The sequence below is a fragment of the Streptomyces sp. T39 genome, from assembly GCF_008042045.1.
Taxonomy (GTDB): Bacteria; Actinomycetota; Actinomycetes; order Streptomycetales; family Streptomycetaceae; genus Streptomyces.
Genome location: NZ_RDBP01000037.1, coordinates 345,489 through 370,866, shown reverse-complemented (window position 1 = coordinate 370,866; position 25,378 = coordinate 345,489). Strand labels below are relative to the sequence as shown.

At 71.4% G+C, this 25,378-nt stretch carries 19 protein-coding genes; 7 read left to right on the top strand and 12 right to left on the bottom strand.

From position 1 onward, the window contains the following. Positions 1 to 127: 127 nt before the first annotated feature. Complete coding sequence (locus tag EAO77_RS24085; protein ID WP_147990377.1) at positions 128 to 1,186, bottom strand: slipin family protein; 1,059 nt, start codon at positions 1,184 to 1,186, stop codon at positions 128 to 130. 199 nt (positions 1,187 to 1,385) lie between these two features. Between EAO77_RS24085 and EAO77_RS24080 the strand changes: the two genes are divergently transcribed. After that, positions 1,386 to 1,643, top strand: coding sequence for a DUF6343 family protein (locus EAO77_RS24080; RefSeq protein ID WP_147990376.1), 258 nt, complete (start codon positions 1,386 to 1,388; stop codon positions 1,641 to 1,643). 42 nt (positions 1,644 to 1,685) lie between these two features. On the opposite strand, the gene EAO77_RS24075 is transcribed toward EAO77_RS24080, so the two are convergent. The 3 genes from EAO77_RS24075 to EAO77_RS24065 all read right to left on the bottom strand — a co-directional run bounded on the left by EAO77_RS24075 (position 1,686) and on the right by EAO77_RS24065 (position 3,855). After that, the gene (locus tag EAO77_RS24075) at positions 1,686 to 2,054 is read right to left on the bottom strand and encodes a tetratricopeptide repeat protein (protein ID WP_147990375.1); all 369 of its coding nucleotides are present in this window, start codon (positions 2,052 to 2,054) and stop codon (positions 1,686 to 1,688) included. Between the two features lie 121 nt (positions 2,055 to 2,175). After that, positions 2,176 to 2,778 (bottom strand): dephospho-CoA kinase, encoded by a 603-nt coding sequence (coaE, locus tag EAO77_RS24070; protein ID WP_147990374.1) that lies wholly within the window; start codon positions 2,776 to 2,778, stop codon positions 2,176 to 2,178. A gap of 135 nt (positions 2,779 to 2,913) precedes the next feature. Next, entirely contained in the window at positions 2,914 to 3,855 is a 942-nt protein-coding gene (locus tag EAO77_RS24065; protein ID WP_147990373.1) for a PAC2 family protein, read from the bottom strand. A gap of 240 nt (positions 3,856 to 4,095) precedes the next feature. Here EAO77_RS24065 and EAO77_RS24060 point away from each other — a divergent pair, with 240 nt between their 5' ends. Continuing rightward, entirely contained in the window at positions 4,096 to 5,052 is a 957-nt protein-coding gene (locus tag EAO77_RS24060; protein WP_147990372.1) for a right-handed parallel beta-helix repeat-containing protein, read from the top strand. 112 nt (positions 5,053 to 5,164) lie between these two features. On the opposite strand, the gene rpsA is transcribed toward EAO77_RS24060, so the two are convergent. Further along, positions 5,165 to 6,661, bottom strand: a complete 1,497-nt coding sequence (rpsA, locus tag EAO77_RS24055) for a 30S ribosomal protein S1 (RefSeq protein ID WP_147990371.1) — start codon at positions 6,659 to 6,661, stop codon at positions 5,165 to 5,167. Positions 6,662 to 7,012: 351 nt separating this feature from the next. On the opposite strand from rpsA, the gene EAO77_RS24050 reads away from it, so the two are divergent. Both EAO77_RS24050 and hrpB read left to right on the top strand, forming a co-directional pair. After that, positions 7,013 to 7,831: a class I SAM-dependent methyltransferase gene (locus EAO77_RS24050; RefSeq protein WP_147990370.1), complete on the top strand. Its 819-nt coding sequence runs from the start codon at positions 7,013 to 7,015 to the stop codon at positions 7,829 to 7,831. Positions 7,832 to 8,215: 384 nt separating this feature from the next. Beyond that, positions 8,216 to 10,825, top strand: coding sequence for an ATP-dependent helicase HrpB (gene hrpB / locus EAO77_RS24045; protein WP_147990369.1), 2,610 nt, complete (start codon positions 8,216 to 8,218; stop codon positions 10,823 to 10,825). A 216-nt stretch (positions 10,826 to 11,041) separates the two neighbouring features. Here hrpB and EAO77_RS24040 read toward each other — a convergent pair whose 3' ends face one another. Further along, complete coding sequence (locus EAO77_RS24040; protein ID WP_147990368.1) at positions 11,042 to 12,745, bottom strand: lytic murein transglycosylase; 1,704 nt, start codon at positions 12,743 to 12,745, stop codon at positions 11,042 to 11,044. Between the two features lie 219 nt (positions 12,746 to 12,964). Here EAO77_RS24040 and EAO77_RS24035 point away from each other — a divergent pair, with 219 nt between their 5' ends. After that, positions 12,965 to 13,873: a DUF4184 family protein gene (locus EAO77_RS24035; protein ID WP_147990367.1), complete on the top strand. Its 909-nt coding sequence runs from the start codon at positions 12,965 to 12,967 to the stop codon at positions 13,871 to 13,873. On the opposite strand, the gene polA is transcribed toward EAO77_RS24035, so the two are convergent. Then, complete coding sequence (polA, locus tag EAO77_RS24030) at positions 13,786 to 16,494, bottom strand: DNA polymerase I (RefSeq protein ID WP_147990366.1); 2,709 nt, start codon at positions 16,492 to 16,494, stop codon at positions 13,786 to 13,788. The two genes, EAO77_RS24035 and polA, sit on opposite strands and share 88 nt — an antisense overlap. Positions 16,495 to 16,616: 122 nt before the next feature. On the opposite strand from polA, the gene EAO77_RS24025 reads away from it, so the two are divergent. Next, positions 16,617 to 18,896: an FdhF/YdeP family oxidoreductase gene (locus EAO77_RS24025; protein ID WP_147990365.1), complete on the top strand. Its 2,280-nt coding sequence runs from the start codon at positions 16,617 to 16,619 to the stop codon at positions 18,894 to 18,896. A gap of 52 nt (positions 18,897 to 18,948) precedes the next feature. Further along, positions 18,949 to 19,407: a PaaI family thioesterase gene (locus EAO77_RS24020; protein WP_147990364.1), complete on the top strand. Its 459-nt coding sequence runs from the start codon at positions 18,949 to 18,951 to the stop codon at positions 19,405 to 19,407. Positions 19,408 to 19,526: 119 nt separating this feature from the next. Here the strand turns inward: EAO77_RS24020 and EAO77_RS24015 are convergent, their stop codons facing one another. From EAO77_RS24015 to EAO77_RS23995, 5 genes are all read right to left on the bottom strand, one after another. Further along, positions 19,527 to 20,216, bottom strand: coding sequence for an ABC transporter ATP-binding protein (locus EAO77_RS24015; RefSeq protein WP_410088723.1), 690 nt, complete (start codon positions 20,214 to 20,216; stop codon positions 19,527 to 19,529). Between the two features lie 74 nt (positions 20,217 to 20,290). After that, entirely contained in the window at positions 20,291 to 21,361 is a 1,071-nt protein-coding gene (locus EAO77_RS24010; RefSeq protein WP_147990362.1) for an ABC transporter ATP-binding protein, read from the bottom strand. Continuing rightward, the gene (locus EAO77_RS24005) at positions 21,361 to 22,746 is read right to left on the bottom strand and encodes a branched-chain amino acid ABC transporter permease (protein ID WP_147990361.1); all 1,386 of its coding nucleotides are present in this window, start codon (positions 22,744 to 22,746) and stop codon (positions 21,361 to 21,363) included. Before EAO77_RS24005 ends, EAO77_RS24010 begins: the two co-directional genes overlap by 1 nt. Further along, complete coding sequence (locus EAO77_RS24000; protein ID WP_147990360.1) at positions 22,743 to 23,666, bottom strand: branched-chain amino acid ABC transporter permease; 924 nt, start codon at positions 23,664 to 23,666, stop codon at positions 22,743 to 22,745. Before EAO77_RS24000 ends, EAO77_RS24005 begins: the two co-directional genes overlap by 4 nt. Positions 23,667 to 23,865: 199 nt before the next feature. After that, positions 23,866 to 25,029, bottom strand: a complete 1,164-nt coding sequence (locus EAO77_RS23995; RefSeq protein ID WP_147990359.1) for a branched-chain amino acid ABC transporter substrate-binding protein — start codon at positions 25,027 to 25,029, stop codon at positions 23,866 to 23,868. Between the last annotated feature and the right edge of the window lie 349 nt (positions 25,030 to 25,378).

The following is a 25,378-nucleotide window of genomic DNA, read 5'->3' as shown; positions in this document are numbered from 1 at the left end:
CGACCATACGGGCGGGGTCTGACAATGCCGGCGGCGACCGCGTCGACCTGCGTCTTTCCCTGAGCGGGCCGGCCCCGCCGCACGGGCCGCCCCCGCCGCCCGCGGGACGGGCGGCGGGGGCGGACGCTCATGCGGCGGAGGGTGCGGGGGGCGGTGCCGCCCCGTCCGGCGGGTGCTCGGCGGCCGGCTCGTCCCGTCGGCGGGGCGGCGACGGGACGGCGTCCGTACGGTCCTCGGTCATGGCGTGCTCGAAGCCGTCGGGCAGCGCTGCGGCGACGCCGTCGGGCTGCGCCCCGGCCTCGGCCCGCGATGCGATCGCCGGAGGCTCCGCGGCGGCCTCGCCCGTCCCGGCGGCCGTGTCCTTCGCTCCCGCGTCCGGGGACGTGGGCGGGGCTGCGGCGCGCGGTGCCGGCTCAGCCGCGGCGGGCTGCTGGGCCCGCTCCAGGAAGCGCAGCAGTTCCACCGGGAACGGCAGGACGAGGGTGGAGTTCTTCTCGGCCGCGACGGCGACCACGGTCTGCAGCAGCCGCAGTTGCAGGGCGGCGGGCTGGCGGGACATCTCTCCCGCCGCCTCCGCCAGCTTCTTCGACGCCTGGAGCTCCGCGTCCGCGTTGATCACGCGGGCCCGTCGCTCGCGGTCTGCCTCGGCCTGGCGCGCCATGGAGCGCTTCATCGCCTCGGGCAGCGAGACGTCCTTGATCTCCACCCGGTCGATCTGCACACCCCATCCGACCGCGGGACTGTCGATCATCAGCTCCAGGCCCTCGTTCAGCTTCTCGCGGTTGGACAGCAGGTCGTCCAGGTCGCTCTTGCCGATGATCGAGCGCAGTGACGTCTGTGCCATCTGCGAGACGGCGAACCGGTAGTCCTCGACCTCGACCAGGGCGTTCGCCGCGTCGACGACCCGGAAGTAGACGACCGCGTCGACGCGCACGGTGACGTTGTCGCGGGTGATGCCCTCCTGCGCGGGCACAGGCATCGTGACGATCTGCATGTTCACTTTGTGCATGCGCTCGATGACGGGAACGATGAGCGTGAACCCCGGCTCGCGCACCTCGCGGCAGAGTCGTCCGAGACGGAAGATCACCCCTCTCTCGTACTGCTTGACGACACGGGCGGCGGCCATCGTGTAGACGGCACATCCGGCCAGGACGGCACTTCCCGCCACCACCAGTTCCTCGACCATGGGGACACCCCCTGCCGTCGGACCACGGTTCCCAGCCACTGGGTTCATTTACTACGGTATGCCCGTTATGCCCCTACCTCGGGGGTTCACGCCTGCGCAAGCACCCCGTCCGCTCACCGACGGGCGGCGGCGAACGTCCGCGCCGCCCCTGCCGCCGAAGGAGTGCGGGGTCCATGCTGGAGGAGAAGGAGCGATGGCGATGCGCAGTGGAAACGAACCGGTCAACGCCCGCAGCCCGCTGCGGCTGCGACTCGGGCTGGGAGTCTGGGGCCTCGTGTGGGCCGGAGTGGCGACGGCCGCGTTCGCGCTGACGGACCATCCCGGGTGGGCCCTCGTGTGCGGCGTGATCTTCCTCGTCGCGGCCGTGGACGTCGTCCTGGTGGCGCGCCACATCCGGCAGGGCCCGCACTACCAGCCGGGCCGTGACGTGCCGCCGTACGAACCGGATCACGGCTGATCCGGGCACTCGCACGGTACGGCGACGCGCGACGGAGGTGTCTCAGGAGTCCGCGTCGAAGCGGGCGGCGCGCAGGTACTCGGGGTTCGGGTCCAGCGCCGCGGCGAGTCGGAAGTGGCGTTTCGCCTGCTCGGGCCTGCCCGAGCGTTCGAAGGTCCGGGCGAGCGCGAAATGCGCGAATGCGTTGTCCGGCTCGCGCTCCAGGACGAGCTCGAACTCGAGCTCGGCAGGCCGCAACTGGGCGGCGGCGAAGAAGGCGCGGGCGCGGAGCAGGCGGGCAGCGGTGTGTTCCGGGTGGGCCGCGATGACGGAGTCGAGCAGCTTCACGGCGCCCCGCGGATCGCGCGCAGCCAGCAACTGCTCGGCCGCGCGGTAGTCGATGACGTGCGTCTCCGGAGTGGCGTCGGGCACGCTTGCATCCTTCCCCTCGCTCGCCGCTTCCAACACCGGCGAGGACCGCGGTATTCCGCCGGGTCGCAGCCGGCCGGCCCGGGTTCGGCCGCAGGCCGTCGCGGGCCGGTGCCCGGCCCGGCTACCGCGCGGCGGCCCTGCGGCCGAGCTCGTCCCAGACCTTGCGGACCTGGGGCTCCAGCTCGGCCAGCGGCCCGTCGTTGTCGATGACGAGGTCGGCCACCGCGCGCCGCTCGTCACGGGTGGCCTGCGCCGCCATCCGGGCCCGGGCGTCGGACTCGGACATTCCGCGCAGCCGGACGAGCCGGTCGAGCTGCGTCCGCGGGCTGGCGTCGACCACGACGACGACGTCGTAGAGCTCCGCCAGGCCGTTCTCCGTGAGCAGCGGGACGTCGTGGACGACCACGTCGTCCGGACCGGCCGCGGCCTCCAGCTCGCGCGAACGCGCGCCGACCAGGGGGTGCACGATCGCGTTCAGCGTCGCGAGGCGCTCGGGATCGCCGAAGACGATCGCGCCGAGCTTCGGCCGGTCGAGCGCGCCCTGCGGGGTGAGGACCTCCCGCCCGAAGGCCTCGACGACGGCGGCCAGGCCGGGAGTGCCCGGTTCCACGACCTCGCGCGCGATCCTGTCGGCATCGACGAGCACCGCCCCGTACGAGACGAAAAGCCGGGACACCTCGCTCTTCCCGGCACCGATGCCACCGGTCAGGCCCACGGTCAGCAAGGCCGCGCCTCCACTCGTTCGACGGGTCCCCGCCGGACGCGGGGCTGCCGGACCGGACGCGGCATTCTCGCTCCGCCCGCTGGTCCCGCCGGCTCCGCCGCGGGTGGCGGAGGACGGCGGACGCAGCCTAGCGGATCAGCCCGAGTCGCCCTCGCGCTCGGCCAGGAAGCGCTCGAACTCCATGCCGATCTCGTCGGCCGACGGAAGATCGACGGGCTCGGCCACCAGGCTGCCCCGGGTCTCTGCCCCGGCGATGGCGTCGTACTGGTGCTCGAGCCCCTGGACGAGGGCGATCAGCTCCTCGTCCCCTTCGCCGATCTGCCGCTCGATCTCCGTCTGGGTCCGGTGGGCGGCGGTGCGCAGGGTGTGCGCGATGCCGGGCAGCACCAGCCCGGTCGCCGCCGTGATGGCCTCCAGCGCGGTGAGCGCGGCATCCGGATAGGCGGAACGCGCGACGTAGTGCGGGACGTGCGCCGCGACGCCGAGGACGTCGTGCCCCGCTTCCATCAGCCGGTACTCGACGAGCGCCTCGGCGCTGCCGGGTACCTGCGCCTCGTCGAACGGGCTGCGGTGTCCGGGCACCAGGTCCGTGCGGTTGCCGTGGGGGGTGAGCCCGACGGGCCTGGTGTGCGGCACGCCCATGGGGATGCCGTGGAAGTTGACCGCGAGCCTGACGCGCAGGCGTTCCGCGATCTGGCGGACCGCGACCGCGAAGCGCTCCCACTCGACGTCCGGCTCGGGGCCGGAGAGCAGCAGGAACGGCGCTCCGGTGGCGTCCTGGACGAGCCGCACTTCCAGGGTGGGGGTGTCGTACGCGGTCCAGCGGTCGCGGCGGAACGTCAGCAGCGGCCGGCGGGCACGGTAGTCCACCAGCTTGTCGTGATCGAAGCGCGCCACGACCTGGTGAGGAAGTGAGTCCAGTACGTTCTCGACGATTTGTTCGCCGGTCTCTCCCGCGTCGATGTAGCCCTCGAAGTGGTACAGCATGACGAGGCCCGCCGACTCCTGTGCGAGCGCCGTGTCGACGACCGCCAGCCCCTTCGGGTCCCATTCGTACAGCCCCTGCGGATCATCCACGATTACCGCTCCTCCTCGCGTCCATGAGACGTAACGCCTGGTCGGGGCCGTGCATTCCCGGGACCCGGGCGAACACCCTTCGAGGGGGCGGCAGGTGGGGAACGGGTCCCCGGAGCGCGGGCCTTTGGTCCAGACCTTGACACCCCTGTGGGGCGTCCCTAGCGTCTCGGAACGTCACATTCACGGACTCGCCCACTGTTCATGTACGAGAACCCTCGCACCCGGCAGAAAGGCACCCCCATGCGCATCCGAGGCCTGACCCCTCTGCTTCTCGCCCCCGCCCTCGCCGTCGGCGGGCTGACGTTCGCGGCCCCTCCGGCCGTCGCCGCGGTCGTCGACGTGGACACCGCGGCCGAACTCGCATCGGCCCTGGCGGCCGCCCGGCCCGGCGACACCATCCAGCTCGCCGACGGCACCTACTCCGGAAACTTCAAGGCCACCGCGGACGGCACGTCCGGCGCCCGCATCACCCTGACCGGCTCCTCCCGGGCCGTCCTGAAGGCCGGCGGCGGCTACGGGCTGCACCTCAACGGCGCCTCGTACTGGACGGTCCGCGGCATCACGGTCACCGGCGGCCAGAAGGGCATCATGACGGACGCGGCCGACAACGTGATCATCGAGTCCGTCACCGTGCACGACCTGGACATGGAGGGGATCCACTTCCGCACGTCCAGCCGCAACGGCATCGTCAGGAACTCGCACATATACGACACCGGCAACGACGGCCGGGGCATGGGCGAGGGCGTCTACGTCGGCTCGGCCGGCGGCACGTCCGACCGCAGCGACAACGCGCAGATCCTCGGCAACGTCATCGGCCCGAACGTCGGCGGCGAGGCCGTGGACATCAAGGAGGGGACGACCGGGGCGAGGATCATCGGCAACACCTTCGACGGGCGGGGCCTGACCGGGGCCAACTTCGACGACTCCTGGGTCGACGTGAAGGGCAACGGCGTGCTCGTCGAGAACAACACGGGGAAGAACACGACCAACAACGGCTTCGAGACGCACACGCAGCAGAGCGGCTGGGGCTGCGGGACGGTCTTCCGCGGCAACCGCTCCGACCTGACCGGCGCGACGGGCGCGAAGCAACTCGCCGTGTACGTCACCAACCAGACCGCGACCTGCCCGACCACCGTCCACGCGGACAACACGGTCACCGGGGGCAGGGGGCTGACGAACATCACCGTCACACCCTGACCCGGCACCCGCGCGGGACCGTCGCGATCCCCTCTGCCGAAACGGCACGAGGCCCGCTCCCCGAAGGAAGCGGGCCTCGCGTCAGCTGCTGTGACAGCCCGGGGTCAGAGCGTCAGCTCTGGCCGCCGGCCAGCTTCTCGCGCAGAGCGGCGAGCGCCTCGTCCGACGCCAGGGCGCCGGAGTTGTCGTCGGACTCCGAGGAGTACGAACCGCCACCGGCGGGCGCGGCGGCCGGAGCGGCGGTGCCACCCTCGGCAGCAGCGGCCTCGTCGGCCTCACGGGACTTGATGACCTGGGCCTGGTGCTGCTCGAAGCGCTGCTGCGCCTCGGCGTACTGCGTCTCCCACGCCTCACGCTGGGTCTCGAAGCCCTCGAGCCAGTCGTTGGTCTCCGGGTCGAAGCCCTCGGGGTAGATGTAGTTGCCCTGGTCGTCGTAGGACGCGGCCATGCCGTACAGGGTCGGGTCGAACTCGACCGAGGCCGGGTCGGCACCGAAGGACTCGTTGGCCTGCTTCAGCGAGAGGCTGATGCGGCGGCGCTCGAGGTCGATGTCGATGACCTTGACGAAGATCTCGTCGTTGACCTGGACGACCTGCTCCGGGATCTCCACGTGGCGCTCGGCCAGCTCGGAGATGTGGACCAGACCCTCGATGCCCTCGTCCACACGGACGAACGCACCGAACGGAACCAGCTTGGTGACCTTACCCGGGACGACCTGGCCGATCTGGTGGGTCCGGGCGAACTGCTGCCACGGGTCCTCCTGCGTCGCCTTCAGCGACAGGGAGACACGCTCGCGGTCCATGTCCACGTCGAGAACCTCGACGGTGACCTCCTGGCCGACCTCGACAACCTCGGACGGGTGGTCGATGTGCTTCCAGGACAGCTCGGAGACGTGCACGAGACCGTCGACGCCACCCAGGTCCACGAAGGCACCGAAGTTGACGATCGAGGAGACGACGCCGGAACGGACCTGACCCTTCTGCAGGGTGGTGAGGAACGTCTGGCGGACCTCGGACTGGGTCTGCTCCAGCCAGGCACGGCGGGACAGTACCACGTTGTTGCGGTTCTTGTCCAGCTCGATGATCTTCGCCTCGAGCTCCTTGCCCACGTAGGGCTGGAGGTCGCGGACACGGCGCATCTCGACGAGGGAGGCCGGCAGGAAGCCACGGAGGCCGATGTCGAGGATGAGACCACCCTTGACGACCTCGATGACGGTACCGGTGACGATGCCGTCCTCTTCCTTGATCTTCTCGATGGTGCCCCAGGCACGCTCGTACTGGGCGCGCTTCTTCGAGAGGATCAGGCGGCCTTCCTTGTCCTCCTTCTGGAGAACAAGGGCCTCGATCTCGTCGCCGACCTTGACGACCTCGTTCGGGTCGACGTCATGCTTGATCGAGAGCTCACGGCTCGGGATGACACCTTCGGTCTTGTAACCGATGTCGAGCAGGACCTCGTCCCGGTCGACCTTCACGATGACGCCGTCGACGATGTCGCCGTCGTTGAAGTACTTGATCGTCTCGTCGATCGCGGCGAGGAAGGCTTCCTCGTTACCGATGTCGTTGACCGCAACCTGCGGGGTGGTGGCGGTGGTCTCGGTGCTGCTCGTCATGTGGGAAAGGGCTCCGGTGCGGACATTGAAGTCGTAGGTACTGCTACGCCGAGAGCCCGTATCGCAGCTGCAGAAGCCGGACAGCTTAGGAAACGCCTTCCGGGAGAACCCGGGGCGCCTCGTGAACCGAGGGATACATACAGATGCGAGCGCGGCCTGCTCCGTCTGAGGCGCGCAGGCCCGCAGCGCAACTTGTAGCATACGGGGGCAGCCGGGCACGGTCAATGCGCGAAGCCGCCCACCCGGGGTTGAACTCCGCATACCCGGCACAACTAATGTTCGCCGAGGCCACGATGGCCCCGTCCGAGCCGTCCCACGGCGCGGGGTACGCAAACTACAACGACGGTGACCATGAGCCAAGATTTTGAACCGGAAGCGACCCGCCGTGACGCCGGGGACGCGGAGAGCAGCCGGGCGAACCGCGGCTGGTGGGACCGGAACGCGGACGAGTACCAGCAGGACCACGGCGGCTTCCTCGGGGACGACCGGTTCGTGTGGGGCCCCGAGGGTCTCGACGAGAGGGAGGCCGCGCTGCTCGGGCCGGCGTCCTCACTGAAGGGGCTCCGCGTCCTGGAGATCGGCGCGGGCGCGGCGCAGTGCTCGCGCTGGCTCGCCGCGCAGGGCGCGACCCCGGTGGCCCTCGACCTCTCGCACCGGCAGCTCCAGCACGCGCTGCGCATCGGCGGGGACGTCCCGCTCGTGGAGGCGGACGCGACGACGCTGCCCTTCCGGGACGGGTCGTTCGACCTCGCCTGCTCCGCGTACGGCGCGGTGCCGTTCGTCGCCGACCCGGTCCGGGTGTTCCGCGAGGTGCGGCGGGTGCTGCGGCCCGGCGGGCGGTGGGTCTTCTCGGTGACCCATCCGATCCGGTGGGCCTTTCCCGACGAGCCCGGCCCCGAGGGCCTGTCCGTCTCCGCCTCCTACTTCGACCGGACTCCCTACGTCGAGCAGGACGATGCGGGCCGGGCGGTCTACGTCGAGCACCACCGCACCCTGGGCGACCGGGTCCGGGACGTGGTGGCGGGCGGCTTCCGGCTGGTGGACCTGGTCGAGCCGGAGTGGCCCGCGTGGAACGGGCAGGAGTGGGGCGGCTGGTCGCCGCTGCGCGGAAACCTGATCCCTGGCACGGCGATCTTCGTCTGCGAGCGCGACGAGTCCTCTTCTCTCTGAGACGGCCCGCTGCTCGCCGAGACGGGCCGCGCTCCCCGGCCTCTCCGGGGCTTCGGCCCCTCCCCACTGCCACTCCGAGGCCGCCACCCCTCCCTTCCGCTCCGGGGCAGCTGCCTCTCCCTTCCTTCCGGGGCCGCTGCCAGCTCCTCGACCTCGCGGCCTCTCTCCGTCCTCCGATCCCCCCTCCTCCGTTCCTCCGTGAGACGGCCGTCCTCTGTGCGGCTGCCTCCCGCGGCAGGGCGGCGCGAGCGCAGGGGCGGCCCGGCGGTTCCTGCCTCGCTCACCAGCCGCCGGGTCGCCATCTGCGGTCCTACGAAACGATGAACGCTCGCGCCTGTGGACGGGCCGGAGACGACGTGGCCCGGACCGTACGAGACTGAGGCCGTGATCCGAACCGACGCTCTCGACCGTCTCCCCGTCCGTCACGCCGTCCCCGGACTGCTGTCCGCGCTCGGCGACCGCGGTGCGGCCGTCCTCCACGCCCCGCCCGGCACCGGCAAGACCACCCTGGTGCCGCTGGCCCTGGCCGGGCTCATAGGACAGGGGCACCGGCGGCGCGTGCTGGTCGCGGAGCCCCGTCGGATGGCGGTCCGCGCGGCCGCGCGACGGATGGCATGGCTGCTCGGCCAGGAGGTCGGTGACGAGATCGGCTTCACCGTGCGCGGGGAGCGAAGAGCGGGCCCGCGCACCCGCGTCGAGGTGGTGACGACGGGCGTCCTTCTCCAGCGGCTCCAGCGCGACCCCGAGCTGCCCGGAGTGGACACCGTCCTGCTCGACGAGTGCCATGAGCGGCACCTCGACGCCGACACGGCCCTTGCGTTCCTGATGGACGTCCGGTCCGCGCTGCGCCCGGAGCTCCACCTGGTGGCGGCCTCGGCGACGACCGACGCCGAGGCCTGGGCCGGCCTGCTCTCCGGCCCCGACGACGGCCGACCGGTCCCCGTCGTCCGCAGCGAGGGCCAGGGGCACGGGGCCGAGGTGCACCACGCACCGCCGCCGGCCGGTGTCCGGCCCGCCCACGGCACCTGGGTCGATCCGCAGCTGCTGCGGCACGTGGCGGCGACGGTCAGGCTGGCGCTCGCCCGGCACGACGGCGACGTGCTCTGCTTCCTGCCCGGCACCGGCGAGATCGCGCGGACCGCCGGCATGCTGACGGGGGTGGAGGCGGAGGTCCTGCAACTGCACGGCCGGGCGCCTGCGGCCGTGCAGGAGGCGGTGCTGCGCGGCGGTGGCGGCAGGCGGGTCGTGCTCGCGACGTCGGTCGCCGAGTCGAGCCTGACGGTGCCCGGCGTGCGGGTGGTCGTCGACTCCGGCCTGGCGCGGGAGCCGAGGATCGACCACGCCCGGGGGCTGGGCTCGCTGGCCACGGTACCCGTCTCCGCGGCGGCAGCCGCCCAGCGGGCCGGCCGGGCGGGCCGGGAGGCCTACGGCACGGTGTACCGCTGCTGGCAGGCGGCCGACGACGCGCGGCGCGCCGCCTACCCGTCCCCCGAGATCGCGATCGCCGATCTGACGTCCTTCGCCCTGCGCGCGGCGTGCTGGGGCGACCCGGGCGCTTCCGGGCTCGCGCTGCCGGACGCGCCGCCGCCGGGCGCGATGGCGGCCGCCCGTTCGGTGCTGACCGCGATCGGCGCCGTCGACGGCGCCGGACGGGCCACACCCCGCGGGGAGCGGATGGCCCGGATCGGTGTGCACCCCCGCCTGGCCAGGGCGTTGCTGGACGCGGCGCCGCGGCTGGGGGCCCGGCGCACGTCGGAGCTCGTCGCCCTCCTCGGCGAGGAGCCCCCGCGCGAGTACGGCGACGATCTCGCGGCGGCCTGGCGCGCGGCACGGCGCGGTGGCGACGCGTACAGCGCGCGCTGGGGGGCGGAGACCCGGCGCCTGGCGTCGGCCCTGTCCGGTGGGAACGACGCGTCGGCCGCGGCCCGGGGGACCGGGCGCCGCGAGCCGGGCAGGGACGGGGGCGCGGCGGGCGCCGGGAGCAGTGGCGGCGCGGCGGCTGTCGGGGACGACGCCGCGGCGGGGCTGGTGGCCGCGCTCGCCTTCCCGGAGCGGGTGGCACGGGCGCGGGGCGAGGGGTCGTTCCTGATGGTGTCCGGCACCGGAGCGGAGCTCGGTGACGCGTCGGCGCTGCGGGGCGTCCCCTGGCTGGCGGTGGCCGTCGCGGACCGGCCGGCGAGCGCGGCCTCGGCCCGGGTGCGGCTGGCTGCGGCCGTGGACGAGGAGACCGCCCGCGCGGCCGCGGGGCATCTGCGGACCGAGGCGGAGGAGGTCCACTGGGAGGACGGTGACGTCGTCGCCCGGCGGGTGGAACGGCTGGGTGCCGTCGAGCTTGCCGCACGGCCCCTGCGGGGCGCGGATCCGGAGCTCGTCCGGCTGGCGCTGCTGGAGGGGCTGCGGCGCGAGGGGCCGGAACTGCTGCTGTGGACGCGCGAGGCCCGAGGGCTGCGCGACAGGCTGGCGTTCCTGCACCGGGTGGTGGGGGCGCCATGGCCCGATGTGTCGGACGGTGCGCTGCTGGAGCGGGCGGATGACTGGCTGGAGCCCGAGCTGTCAAGGGCGAGGCGCCGTGCCGACCTCGGCAGGGTGTCCGCGGGCGAGGCGCTCCGGCGGTTGCTGCCCTGGGCCACCGGTGAGGCGGCCCGGCTGGACGAGCTGGCTCCGGAGCGGATCGAGGTGCCGAGCGGGTCCCGGGTCCGTGTGGAGTACGGCGGGGAGCAGCCGGTCCTCGCCGTGAAGGTGCAGGAGCTGTTCGGACTGCGGGAGACCCCTCGTGTCGCGGGCACGCCGGTCCTGGTGCACCTCCTCTCCCCCGCCGGGCGACCCGCGGCGGTCACGGCCGACCTGGCATCGTTCTGGCGCGACGGTTACCGGGCGGTGCGTGCCGAACTGCGGGGGCGTTATCCGCGCCACCCGTGGCCGGAGGACCCTTCGACGGCCGAACCGACCCGGCACACCAAGGCGCGGCAGAGCAGGCTGTCGGCCGAGAGCTGACGCCGCATCACGCGCCCGTGGGCGCACCGGCGGGGCGCGTCCGCCGGTGCCGCGGAGTCCGCGAATGCCCCGGCGGCGGGGCAGTGCGGCCGGGGAGGAACCACGGCTCGCGGACGGGGCCCGCACGGGGGCGCGGGACGCACGAGGGGAGCCCGGGACGGCGACCGCCCCTCGGCCGGGGGCGCGAGGGGCGGTCGGCGGATGCCGAGCTGACGGTCAGCCGGTGGACGACGGCGACGGGGAGGGGGACGGGCTGGGCGCCACCGGCGCCTCGACGGTCAGTTCGACGTCGAGGGAGGCGCCGCCCGGCGTGGTGAGACGCAGGAGGAACGAGCCCGTCGCGTCGCCCGCCTGGAGCTCGGGGAGCTCCAGCAGCCCGCCGGTGCCGGTCCGCAGGGTGAGGGTGCGGACGGCTCCGTCGGTGCCCTCGAACCAGGGGCCCGTGCCTTCCGCCGGCTGCTTGTCCGCGGTCAGGACGGTGACGGTCACGTCGGCGCCGGGAGCGGCGACTCCCTTGCAGGTGGCCGCGACGGTGAGACGTTCGGCGAACGCGGTGCCGGGAGCGGCGGTGAACGCCGTGTCGTCGGTCCGCTTCAGCAGGTCGGCGACGCGCTGGGTCACCGTGGCGACGAGGTCGACGGGGGCGAGGGTGCGGCCCTCGACGGTGGCGCGGACGGTGAAGGTGCCGGTCTTCTCCCCCGCGCGCAGGGCGGGGGAGGTCACCGTGCCGTCGGCGCCGGTGAGGAGGACGACGCTGCTCTTCCCGCCGGGGAAGCGGCTGTCGGTGTCGCCGATGACGGTGAAGCGGACGGCCTGGCGGGCGACGGCCTCACCGGCGGTGTTCTTCACCTTGACGGTGGCACGGGCCGTGAACTCCTCGCCCGCGGTGGCCGTCAGCCGTCCGGTGCCGTCGTTCTCGATCCCGGAGACGCGCGGCGGGACGCTGGGCGGCGTGGCCTCGCCGGAGCCGTCGCCCGGCGTGGACGGCGGAGGCGTGGACGGGCCGGGGGTGCTTCCCCCGCCCGGGTTGCCCGGAGTCGGCGTGGGCGAGGGGGTCGGGCTGGGGCTGGGGACCGCGCCGGGTACGGAGCCCGCGCTGTCGGGTCCGTTGCCGACGGGCAGCACACCGGTGCCGTCGGGGACCTCGTGGGTGCCGCGCTTGTAGTACTCGAACCAGGAGAGGACGGTGCGCAGGTATTCCCGCGAGTGGTTGTAGCCGAGGATCGCCTTGTCCAGGTCCTCCTGCACGGTGAGGTCCCGGCCGCCGTGGCAGAGGTAGCGGCCCGCGGCGAGGGCCGCGTCGTAGATGTTGTTGGGGTCCTTGCGGCCGTCGCCGTTGGCGTCCTGGCCCCAGGTCTGCCAGGTCGAGGGGATGAACTGCATGGGTCCGACGGCCCGGTCGTGCACGGTGTCGCCGTCGTAGGCGCCCTTGTCCGTGTCGGAGATGTTCGCGAAGCCGACGCCGTTGAGGACGGGGCCGAGGATCGGCGTGAGCGTGGTGCCGTTGGCGTCCACCCGGCCGCCACGGGCCTGCCCGGACTCCACCTTGCCGATGGCCGCGAGGAGTTGCCACGGCAGGCGGCACTCCGGGTCGCTCTCGGCGAGGCTCCGCTCGGCCTGCTTGTAGGCGGCGAGGACGGTGGCGGGTATGCCCGCCTCACCGGCTCCGGTGACCGGCGTGCCCACCGCGGCGCCGGCGTTGTCCGGCGTGTTCAGCGGCGGAAGGTCCGTGTAGTACGGGGAGTTGCCGGTGACCGGCGTGCCGGACGACGGGGGTGTGTCGGTCGCCTCCAGGCTGCCGCCGGAGGGCGCCGGGGCGGCTCCGGGAGCCTGGGACGCGGAGAGTGCGGCCACCGCGAGCGCGGCCACGGCGGTGGTTGCCGCTCCCTTGTAGAGCCGGCGGCCGATGTGCGCTGCCATACGTCTGGACCCTCCCCGGTCGGCGGCGTGGACGCGCTCCCCAGGGCGCGGTCTCACGTGACCCTAGTGCAACTCGGGGCGCCGGAACACCGGTCCCTGACCGGTGTTCACCGGTTCGCCACCTATGAGTCCGTCCGGATTGCGGAAGCGGAAGGCCTCCCGTGTGTCGCGCATACTGGACGCGCCGACCGCGTCGATCGTCACAGGGGGCCCGCCGGGATGCCGTTCACTCTCAGCCATGCGGCGGCGGTGCTGCCCGGCGTCCGCAGGGACGGGACCGCCCGCGGACCACTGCTGGCCTCGGCGCTCGTCCTCGGCTCGCTCGCGCCCGACATGACGTACTTCGCGGCGAGTTTCGTGCCGGGGGCGATGGAGTTCGGGGCCGTGACCCATGGCCCGGTGGGCGTCCTCACCGTGGACGTGGCCGTGACCGCACTGCTGGTCGCGCTCTGGCTGCTGGTGCGTGACCCGGTGGTGGCGCTGCTGCCGCGCGGCTGGCGGGGTCGGGTCCACTCGGTCCTGCGGGGCCGGGCGTGGAGCACGCGCCCGCTGCCGGCCGTGCTGTTCTGGTTCTGGGTGTCGGCGGTGCTGGGCGCGACGACCCATGTGGTGTGGGACGCCTTCACCCACGTCGGCCGGTGGGGCGTGCGGCTGCTGCCCGTGCTGGACGAGACCCTCGCCGGCTTCCCGCTCTACACGTTGACGCAGTACGGCAGTTCGGCCGTGGCGCTGGTGGCCCTGGTGTGGTTCGCGGCCTCGGCGCTGCGGCGGGCCGAGCCGTCCGCGGCCCCGTCGCTGCCGGTGCTCGGCCGGGGTGCCCGGCGTGCGGCGTGGGCCCTGATCGCGCTGTGCGTCCTCGGCGGCACCCTCCACCGCTGCCTTCGCTGGTACCAGTACTGGGGCGCGGTCGAGACGCCTCTCGACATCATCCCCACGGCCTGCTTCGGTGCGGGCGCCGGCCTCGCGGCGGGGCTGGTGCTGTACGCGGCTGTGGTGCGGCTCGGGGCGGGGGCCGCGCAGCCCCCGCCCGTGCCGGACGCTCAGTGCGCGGCGGACTCCCAGTCCGGGCCCACGCCCACGGAGACGTCGAGCGGAGCCCGCAGCGCGACGGCGGACGACATCTCCTGACGGACCAGGGCCTCGACCTGCTCGCGCTCGCCCGGGGACACCTCCAGGACGATTTCGTCGTGGACCTGGAGCAGCAGACGCGAGTGCAGCTTCGCCTCCGTCAGCGCCCGGTCCACCTGGAGCATGGCGACCTTGACGATGTCGGCGGCGGTGCCCTGGATGGGGGCGTTCAGCGCCATCCGCTCGGCGGCCTCCCGGCGCTGCCGGTTGTCGCTGTTGAGATCGGGCAGATAGCGGCGGCGGCCGAGCATCGTGGCCGTGTACCCCGTGGCCCGGGCCTCCTCGACCACGCGGTGCAGATAGTCGCGCACCCCGCCGAACCGCTCGAAGTAGGTGTCCATCAGCACACGCGCCTCGGCCGGCTCGATGCTCAGCTGCTGGGAGAGGCCGAAGGCGGAGAGCCCGTACGCGAGCCCGTAGGACATGGCCTTGATCTTGCGGCGCATCTCCGCGTCGACCGCGGTCCGCTCCACGGCGAACACCTGGGAGGCGACGGTGGTGTGGAGGTCCTCGCCGGAGGTGAAGGCCTCGATCAGCCCCTCGTCCTCCGACAGATGGGCCATGACGCGCAGCTCGATCTGGCTGTAGTCGGCGGTCATCAGCGACTCGAAGCCCTCGCCGACGACGAAGCCGCGCCGGATCGCCCGGCCCTCGTCCGTGCGGACCGGCACGTTCTGCAGGTTGGGGTCGGTCGAGGAGAGGCGGCCCGTCGCGGCGACGGTCTGGCTGAACGTGGTGTGGATCCGGCCGTCGGCCGCGATCGTCTTGACGAGCCCTTCGACCGTGGAGCGCAGCCGCGCCTGCTCCCGGTGGCGCAGCATGATGACGGGCAGCTCGTGGTCCGTCTGGCCGGCCAGCCAGGCGAGGGCGTCGGCGTCCGTGGTCCAGCCGGTCTTCGTCTTCTTCGTCTTGGGCAGGTTGAGCTCGCCGAAGAAGACCTCCTGGAGCTGCTTGGGCGAGCCGAGGTTGAACTCGTGGCCCACCGCGGCATGCGCCTCCTTGACCGCCTGCTGCACGGCACCCGCGAACTGCTGCTCCATCGCCTCCAGATGACCGCGGTCGGCCGCGATGCCGTGCCGCTCCATCCGGGCGAGGAGCAGCGAGGTGGGCAGTTCCACCTCGTGCAGCAGCTCGGTCGCACCGACCTCGGTGAGCTTCTCCCCGAAGGCGGTCCCGAGGTCGAGCACGGCACGGGCCTGCGCCATCAGCGCGTCGGCCTCCGCGTCCTCGTCGGCGCCGAAGGCGAGCTGGCCGTCGGCCGCCGCCGGCGCCAGCTCGCGGTGCAGGTACTCGACCGACAGGGCGTCCAGCGCGAACGACCGGCGGCCGGGCTTGACCAGGTACGCGGCGAGCGCCGTGTCCATGGTGATCCCGTCGATCCGCCAGCCGTGCTCGGGGAACACCCGCAGGGCGTCCTTGGCGTTGTGCATGATCTTGGGGCGGGCCGGGTCGGCGATCCACTCGGCGAAGGCCCGCTCGTCGTCCTCGCCGATCTGCGTGGTGTCGAACCAGGCGGCCTTGCCGTCCGCTCCGGCGAGCGCGATCTCGCTGACGTTGCCCACGCCCAGTGCCCAGCTCGCGACCGTGGCGACACCGAGCGGCTGACCGCCGTGCCGCTCCAGCCAGGGGCCGAGCTCACCGGCGGCGATCACGCTGCCGTCGAGCTCGACTCCGGCGGCCGGCGGCGGCGCCTCCTCCTCCGCGGCGCCCGGGTCCACGGCGAGCAGCCGCTCGCGCAGGCTCGGGTTGCGGATCTCCAGGACCTCCAGGAAGCCCTTGAGCGCGGTGCGGTCGTAGGGGGCACGCTCCAGGTCGGCGACGGCCTTCGGCAACTCCACGTCGCGCACCAGCTCGGTGAGGTGCCGGTTGAGCTTGACCGACTCGAGATGGTCGCGCAGCGCCTGGCCGACCTTGCCCTTCACCTCGTCGGCGCGCTCCACCAGCTCGGCGAACGAGCCGAACTGGGCGATCCACTTCGTGGCCGTCTTCTCTCCGACGCCGGGGATGCCGGGCAGGTTGTCCGACGGGTCGCCGCGCAGGGCGGCGAAGTCCGGGTACTGCTGGGGGGTGAGCCCGTACTTCTCCTCGACCTTGGCCGGGGTGAAACGGGTCAGCTCGGAGACGCCCTTCGTCGGGTAGAGCACCGTGGTGTGCTCGCTGACCAGCTGGAAGGAGTCCCGGTCGCCGGTGACGATCAGCACCTCGAAGCCGGCCGCCTCCGCCTGGGTGGCCAGCGTGGCGATGATGTCGTCGGCCTCGAAGCCGTCGACCGCGAAACGGACCGCGTTCATCGTGTCCAGGAGCTCGCCGATCAGCTCGACCTGGCCCTTGAACTCGTCCGGGGTCTTGGAACGGTTCGCCTTGTACTCGGGGAAGTCCGCGGAACGCCACGTCTTGCGCGAGACGTCGAAGGCCACCGCGAAATGCGTGGGCGCCTCGTCGCGCAGCGTGTTCGCCAGCATCGAGGCGAAGCCGTAGACGGCGTTGGTCGTCTGGCCGCTCGCCGAGGTGAAATTCTCCGCGGGCAGGGCGAAGAACGCCCGGTACGCCAGGGAATGCCCGTCCATGAGGAGCAGGCGCGGTCGGTTGTCCGTCGTCTTCTTCGATGCCGTCTCAGCCACGGTCCCGATCCTGCCACGTACCGCCGACAATCCCGACCGGCCGACCGGGCCCGGGACGCTGTCGGCGGCCCGTGACAAGATCTGAGGTGTACAGCGAAGACGCCCGCTCGAAGGAGAGCGCGATGCCCAGCAAGCCGCCCGCAGGCGACCCCGTCCAGGACGCGCCGCAGGTCGCGGCCCCCCAGCACGCGGCCGCCGGGCTGACCGCCATCGCCCACACGCTGCGCATGGCCCAGCAGCAGATGGGCGTCGCCCGCACCGCCCGCACCCTGCTCAAGGTCAACCAGAAGGACGGCTTCGACTGCCCCGGCTGCGCCTGGCCCGAGGGCGACAAGCGCCACCTGGCCGAGTTCTGCGAGAACGGCGCGAAGGCCGTCGCCGAGGAGGCCACGGTGCGCCGGGTCACCCCCGAGTTCTTCGCCGCGCACCCCGTGTCCGACCTCGCGGACCGCAGCGGCTACTGGCTCGGTCAGCAGGGTCGCATCACCCGTCCCGCGTACCTCGCCGAGGGCGCCACCCACTACGAGCCGGTGACCTGGGAGAAGGCGTTCGCGATCATCGCCGAGGAACTGGGCGCCCTCGACTCCCCCGACGAGGCCCTCTTCTACACCTCCGGACGCACCAGCAACGAGGCCGCGTTCCTGCTCCAGCTCTTCGCCCGCGAGTTCGGCACCAACAATCTGCCCGACTGCTCCAACATGTGCCACGAGTCCTCGGGTTCGGCGCTCACCGAGACCATCGGCGTCGGCAAGGGCAGCGTCTCCCTGGAGGACCTCCACCGGGCCGACCTGATCATCGTCGCCGGGCAGAACCCGGGCACCAACCACCCGCGGATGCTGACCGCGCTGGAGCAGGCCAAGGCCTCCGGAGCGAAGATCATCTCGGTCAACCCGCTCCCCGAGGCCGGCCTGGAGCGTTTCAAGAACCCCCAGCACGTCACCGGCCTGGTCAAGGGCGTCTCGCTGACCGATCTGTTCCTCCAGGTCCGCATCGGCGGCGACCAGGCCCTCTTCCGCCTGCTGAACAAACTGGTCCTCGCGTCCGAGGGGGCCGTCGACGAACGGTTCGTCGCCGAGCACACCCACGGCTTCGAGGAGTTCGCCGAGGCCGCCCGGACCGCCGACTGGGACGAGACGCTCGCCGCCACCGGCCTCACCCGCGGCGAGATCGAGCAGGCACTCGCCATGGTCCTCGCCTCCGAGCGCACCATCGTCTGCTGGGCGATGGGCCTCACCCAGCACAAGCACTCCGTGGCCACCATCCGCGAAGTGGTCAACTTCCTCCTGCTCCGGGGCAACATCGGCCGCCCCGGCGCAGGCGTCTGCCCGGTGCGCGGCCACTCCAACGTGCAGGGCGACCGCACCATGGGCATCTTCGAACGCCCCTCGGCCGCGTTCCTCGACGCCCTCGAAGCCGAGTTCGGCTTCGCCCCGCCGCGCCACCACGGGCTCGACGTGGTCCGCTCCATCGAGGCGCTCCGCGACGGGAGGGCGAAGGTGTTCTTCGCCATGGGCGGCAACTTCGTGGCCGCCACCCCCGACACCGGCGTCACCGAGGCCGCCGTGCGGCGCGCCCGCCTGACGGTTCACGTGTCGACGAAGCTCAACCGCTCGCACGCCGTCACCGGCCGCCGCGCCCTGATCCTGCCCACCCTCGGCCGCACCGACAAGGACGTCCAGGCCGGCGGCCGGCAGGTCGTGACGGTCGAGGACTCGATGGGCATGGTCCACGCCTCCCGCGGCAACCTCGCCCCGGCCGGCCCCCACCTGCTCTCCGAGCCCGCCATCGTGGCCCGGATGGCCCGCGCCGTCCTCGGCCCCGCCTCCCGCACACCCTGGGAGGAGTTCGAGAAGGACTACGGCACCATCCGCGACCGCATCGCCCGGGTCGTGCCCGGCTTCGAGGACTTCAACGCGCGGATCGCCCGGCCCGGCGGCTTCGCCCTCCCGCACGCCCCCCGCGACGAGCGCCGCTTCCCCACCGCCACCGGCAAGGCGAACTTCACCGCCGCACCCGTCGAGTACCCGCGGGTCCCCGCCGGCCGGCTGCTGCTCCAGACCCTGCGCTCCCACGACCAGTACAACACCACGATCTACGGCCTGGACGACCGCTACCGCGGCATCAAGGGCGGCCGGCGGGTCGTGCTCGTCCACCCCGACGACGCCCGCGAGCTCGGCCTCGCCGACGGCGCCTACGCCGACCTCGTCGGCGAGTGGAAGGACGGTGTGGAGCGCCGGGCCCCCGGCTTCCGGGTCGTCCACTACCCCACGGCCCGCGGCTGCGCCGCCGCCTACTACCCGGAGACGAACGTCCTGGTGCCGCTGGACTCCACCGCGGACACCAGCAACACCCCCGCCAGCAAGTCCGTCGTCGTCCGTCTGGAACAATCGCCGTCCGCCTAAGCGTTCGCTCAGGCAGTAGGGACATCGACGTTCGACGATCGGAGCCGGCCCCATGGGCGAGCAGACCACCGTGCAGTTCCCGCAGGAAGTCATCGACCAGTACGCCCAGCTCGGGGTGGACCTGCCCGCCCTCTTCTCCGCCGGAGACCTCGGCGAGCGCATGGGCGTCCAGATCGTCGAGGCATCCGCGGACCGCGTCGTCGGCACCATGCCCGTCAAGGGCAACACCCAGCCCTACGGCCTCCTGCACGGCGGAGCCTCCGCCGTGCTCGCCGAGACCCTGGGCTCCGTCGGCTCCATGCTGCACGGCGGCCCCTCCAAGATCGCCGTCGGCGTCGACCTCAACTGCACCCACCACCGCGGCGCCCGCGACGGCCTCGTCACCGGCGTCGCCACCCCCGTCCACCGAGGCCGCTCCACCGCCACCTACGAGATCGTGATCTCCGACGACCAGGACCGGCGCGTGTGCACCGCCCGCCTCACCTGCCTCCTCCGCGACGCCCAGGGCTGACCCGCCCCGCCGCGCACACGGCGAAGGGCCGGAAGACCGAGGTCCCCTGGCCCGCGCACACGGCGAAGGGCCAGGAGACCGAGATCCCCTGGCCCTTCCCGTCATCCACCCGCAGCCGTCTAGGCGGCGCCCTCACCGAGGTACGCAGCACGGATCCGCGTGTCGGACAGCAGCTCGGACGCCGGACCCGACATCGCCACCGCGCCCGTCTCCAGGACGTAGCCGCGGTCGGCCAGACCCAGGGCCTGCGTCGCGTTCTGCTCCACCAGCAGCACCGTCGTGCCCTGCTTGTTGATCTCCTCGATGATCTCGAAGATCTGCTGCACGATCAGCGGCGCCAGACCCATCGACGGCTCGTCCAGCAGCAGCAGCTCCGGCCGGCCCATCAGCGCACGGCCGATGGCCAGCATCTGCTGCTCACCGCCCGACAGCGTGCCCGCCAGCTGCGAACGCCGCTCCGCCAGACGCGGGAACAGCGTGAACGCACGGTCCAGATCGGCGGAGTCCACCGAGTTGAACTTGTACGCGCCCATCTCCAGGTTCTCGCGCACCGTCATCGTCGCGAAGACACGGCGCCCCTCGGGCACATGCCCGATGCCGAACTGCACCAGCTCGTGCGACTTGATGCCGTCGATGCGCTCACCGCGGTACAGCACCTCGCCCTCACGCGGCTGGAGCATGCCCGAAATGGTGCGCAGCGTCGTCGTCTTCCCCGCGCCGTTACCGCCCAGCAGAGCGACGATCTCGCCCTTGCGCACGGTCAGATCGATGCCCTTGATGGCCTCGATGGCACCGTAGAAGACGTGCATGCCCTTGAGTTCGAGGAGGATCTCCTCCGCAGAACCGCCGGTGCCGGCGTCCTTCTGCAGCTCGGTCGTGGTGCTCACTTGCCGCTCTCCTCGTCCGGCGAAGCGCCGTCCGCCGCCTGATCCGTCGTCGCCCCGGACGGCGCCGCCTCACCCGAGGCGTCCTCGTCCGGCGCGTCCTCGTCCGACGCCGCGCCACCGGAGACGTCCGCGTCCGCGGCCACGGGCTCCGCAGCCACCGGCACGGCCACGTCGTTCTCCTCCGACACACGCTGCTCGGCGATCACGGCCTGCACCACCTCGGCGTCCTCCGGCGACGCACCCAGGTACGCCTCGATGACCGCCGGATGCTGCTGCACCTCACTCGGCGACCCCTCGGCGATCCGCTTGCCGAAGTTCAGCACCATCACCCGGTCCGCCACCGACATCACCAGACGCATGTCGTGCTCGATCAGCAGCACGCTCACACCCAGCTCGGTGTTGATCCGGCGGATCAGCTGCTCCAGCTCCAGCTTCTCCGTCGGGTTCGTACCGGCCGCCGGCTCGTCCAGCAGCAGCACCTGCGGATCCGTCGCCAGCGCCCGCGCGATCTCCAGACTGCGCTGATCACCGTAGGACAGGCTGCCCGCGATCTCGTTGAGCTTGCTCTCCAGCCCCACGAACCGCAGCAGCCGGTGCGCCCGCTCGTCACTGAGCCGCTCCGCCTTACGGGCGTTCGGCAGACCCAGCATGATCGACACCGGACCGGCCTTCAGCCGGGTCTCCGCCGCGATCTTCACGTTCTCCAGCGCCGTCAGCGCCGAGAACAGCCGGATGTTCTGGAACGTACGCGCCAGACCCACCCGGTTGACGATGTGCGGCTTGCTGCCGAGCAGGGACTTCTGGTCCCCGTCCTTGGAGCGGAAGAGAATCTTCCCCTCCTGCGGGGTGTACGCCCCGGTGAGCGAGTTGAACAGCGAGGTCTTGCCCGCACCGTTCGGCCCGATCACCGCGAGGACCTCACCACGCCGCATCCGGACGTCGACCTTGTCCAGCACGGTCAGACCACCGAACCGCAGCGTCAGCTCCGACGCCTGCAGCACCAGGTCCGCACCGGCGTCCGCGGGCCCGGCGCCCGCCGTCGCTTCGTTCTTCACGTCGGTGCCCATCAGATCCTGCCTCCCGCCGGCTCGGTCATCGCGTCAGCGTCACCGATGCCTTCCTCAGCCATCTTCAGCTCACGCTGCCTGCGGCGGGACGGCCAGACGCCCTGCGGCCGGTAGATCATCATGACCACCAGCAGCGCGCCCAGGTACATGTAACGGTCGGACGGGTCCACCCAGTCCTTCAGCGCCTCCGGCAGCCACACCAGCAGCGCCGTACCGATCAGCACACCCGGGATCGAGCCCATGCCACCGAAGATGACGTACGCCAGGATCAGGATGGACTGCAGCAGCGGGAAGACCTCGGGGTTGATGTACCCGTACTTGCTGGTGAAGATCACACCCGCGACACCGGACGTCGACGCGCCGATCGCGAACGCCATCAGCTTGAAGCGGACCGTGTCCACACCGTTGGCCGCCGCCGCGATCTCGTCCTCGCGGATCGCCGTCCACGCACGGCCCACCCTGGAGTGCTCCAGCCGCGCGAACAGGAAGATCACCAGCACGATGAAGAAGACCAGCAGATACCAGTACGGCAGCGGCTTGATCGACCACTTGTACTCGATACCCGCGAAGTCGATCGAGAAGTCCGGGATCAGACGCGCACCCTGCGGGCCGCCCGTCAGTCCGTCGGCGTTCTTCGCGACCAGGTAGATGATCTCGTGGAAACCGAGGGTCACGATCGCCAGATAGTCGCCCCGCAGCCGCAGCGTCGGAGCACCCAGCAGCAGACCACAGATCAGACAGGTCACCACCGCGACCGGAATGACCCAGAAGTTGTTCAGGACCACCGGCGGCTCGACCGGCAGCCGGCCCGTCCAGTACGCCGTCGAGTACGCCCCGACCGCGAAGAACGCGAAGAAGCCGAGGTCCAGCAGACCCGCCCAGCCGATCACCACGTTCAGACCGATCGCCAGCAGCGCGAAGATCGCGATCTGGTCCACCAGCACCGTCTGCCAGGTGCGGGTGAGACCGGACGGGATGACCAGCACCAGGATCAGCACGACGGCCAGCGCGCCCAGACGCAGACGCCTGTCGGTCTGGAACCGGGCCACCAGCCCGCCCACCGGACCGTTCCACGTCGTCGACTGCGCCGCCGACTTCGCCTTCGCGACGCCGCCCTTGATGGGCGCGGCCACGAACTCCCGCAGCGCCCACAAGCCGACCGTCAGCGCCAGGCAGATCCACAGACCCGGGCCCGTGAACGTGTGCTCGATCGAGAAGAAGATGTCGCGGGTGTTGCCCTGCTCACCCGTCATCAGAGCGAGCAGCACACCGAGCGCGATCATCGCCCACAGACGCGTGAAACGCTCCGTGCGGTACCACGCCGTACGGCGCAGCTTCGCCGCAGCAGACGGCGTCAGGTTCTTGGAAGTCTCCACCGTGCTCATGCCGCCCTCCCCACTCGCTCGCCGAGGATGCCCATCGGGCGGAACATCAGCACCAGGATCAGCACGACCATGGCCGACACCGAACGCCACTCGTCACCGAGCAGCGGCACGGTCATCGTCTCCACGATGCCGATCAGGATGCCACCGAACATCGCACCGCGGATGTTGCCGATGCCGCCCACGACGGCGGCGGCGAACGCGGTGATGCCCGGGATGAAGCCCATCGTGTACGACACCTGGTTCAGGTTGGCGAACAGGAAGCCCGCCACACCGCCCAGGACGCCGCCGACGATGAACGTACGGGAGATGACCTTGTCGATGTTGACACCCATCAGCCCCGCGACCTCGGCGTCCTGCGCCACCGCGCGGATGCCCTTGCCGAGCTTGGTGCGGTTCACCAGCATGTCGAGCGCGATCATCATGACCACGGCCGTCCCGAACTGCAGCATCTGGGTGATGTTCACACCCGCGCCGAAGATCGAGAACACCTCGCGGTTCTGGTACATCTCCGGCAGCGGGAGCGGGTCACGCCCGAACAACTTGCCGGCGAGGTTGTACAGGAAGAACGAGGCGCCGATCGCGGTGATCAGGAAGATCAGGCGAGGAGCACCGCGTCTGCGCAGAGGCCGGTACGCGACCTTCTCCAGGCCGTACGCCGTGACACCGCCGAACAACGCCGACCCCGCCATCGCGAGGGCAACGAAGCCGATGGACGCCAGAGCGGACGGGTTGTCCCCCGGATTGACCAGCTGAAGGACGATGAGGCTGCCGTAGGCGCCCAGCATGAACACCTCGCTGTGCGCGAAGTTGATCAGCTGCAGCACACCGTAGACAAGTGTGTAGCCGATGGCGATGACGGCGTACAGCGAGCCGAGCATCACCCCTAGGACGAGATAGTCCCAGAATTCCTGAAGGGACATGGAGCAGACTTCCTTGTGGGAGCTGAGCGGACCCGGCGCTCGTGGCGACGAGGGCGGCCCGCGGGCGGAACTTTCGAAACAGCGGGGGATCGAGGCCCCTCACTTCGCAGACGGGGGCCGGGAGAACTGCTGCCTCCCGGCCCCCAGTCGCATGGCGTCAGCCACTCAATCGCGTGGCGTCAGCCACTAAGCCCCAGCGTCAGCCGGCCAGCTCGTTGATGTTGCCCTGGTACCCGATCTTGCCGCCCTTGACCTGGTACAGGTAGACGTCGGTGCCCTTGAACTCGCCGTTCTCACCGAAGGAGAACGTCTTCGTCAGGCCCTTGTACGAGGCCTTCGCCAGCGCGTCGCGCAGAGCCTCACGCTCGACGTCCGCACCCGCCTTCTTGACCTCTTCGATGATCATGTTGGTGATGTCGTACGCCTCGGCGGAGTACGTGCCGGGCGCCCGGCCGAACTCCTTCTGGTAGTCCTCGGCGAACTTCTTCGTCCCGGCCTCGACGGTGGCGTCGGTGCAGGGGCAGGTGAGGAACCAGTTCTCGGAGGCGTCGCCCGCCAGCTCGACGAACTTCGCGTCGTTCGTGCCGTCACCGGAGATCGCGGCACCCTTGTAGCCCGCGTCCTTCAGCTTCTTGGCGAACGGCGCCGCGTCCTGGTAGTAGCCGGCGTAGATCAGCGCGTCGGCCTTGGAGTTGACGACGTCCTTGGCGGTGGCCGAGTAGTCCGGCGTCTTCTGCGGCACGGACTTCTTGACGACCTCGATGCCGGCGTCCTTCAGGCCCTTCTCGGCGACGGTCGCCAGGCCCACGCCGTAGTCGGTCTTGTCGTCGATCAGGTAGACCTTCTTCGCCTGGAGCTTCTTGGCGTAGTAGGTCGCCATGCCGGCGCCCTGCATGTTGTCGTTGGGAACACCGCGCAGGAAGCTGGTGAACCCGTTCTCCTTGTCCGTCAGCAGCGGGTTGGTCGCCGACGGGGAGACCGTCACCAGACCGGCCTCCGCGTACAGCGGCGACGAGGTGTTCGTCGGGCCCGAGAAGGCGGGGCCCACGACGGCCACGACCGACTCGTTCTCCGCCTCGATGATCTTCTGCGCGGCGGCCGTGGCCTTGTCCGGCAGACCCTGGTCGTCACCCGCGACGTACTCGAGCTTGAAGTCGAGGTCGCCCTTGGCGTTGGCCTGGTCGATGGCCAGCTTCACGCCGTTCTGCATGTTCTCGCCGAGTGCCACGTTGTCACCGGAGAGCGGGCCCTGGAAGGCGATCCGCACAGTCCCGTCACTGCCGGCATCCGATCCGCATCCCGTCAACGCGAGAGCACCCACTGCAAGCGGTATGGCCAGCTTGACGATGGTCTTGTTCAGCACTACGAACCCCTTGGAGCCGCCCGAACGATCTTGTCTGCGAGCGCAGTTGCCTGCGCCTCGCAGGACACCGCTTGTCCGCGCGGTGTGCCGGGAATGTAATCGCGCGTTCGTGCGCACCGATAGGTGAGCGGAGGATGTGTGATCGCCCTGTGACCTGAGTCATGCGCCGGAAACAGAACACTCCTTACCGGCGACCGGACATGTCATGCGTGATCCACAGCTTCCCGACAACTCGCGCACAGCCCTCCGAGGCCGCCGCGCACACGCCCCGACACCTCTCGAAGGCCGCCGGAATCCCCCAGGTCAACACCCCTGCGCACCTCCGGGAGACCCGGCGCCGACCGCCGCC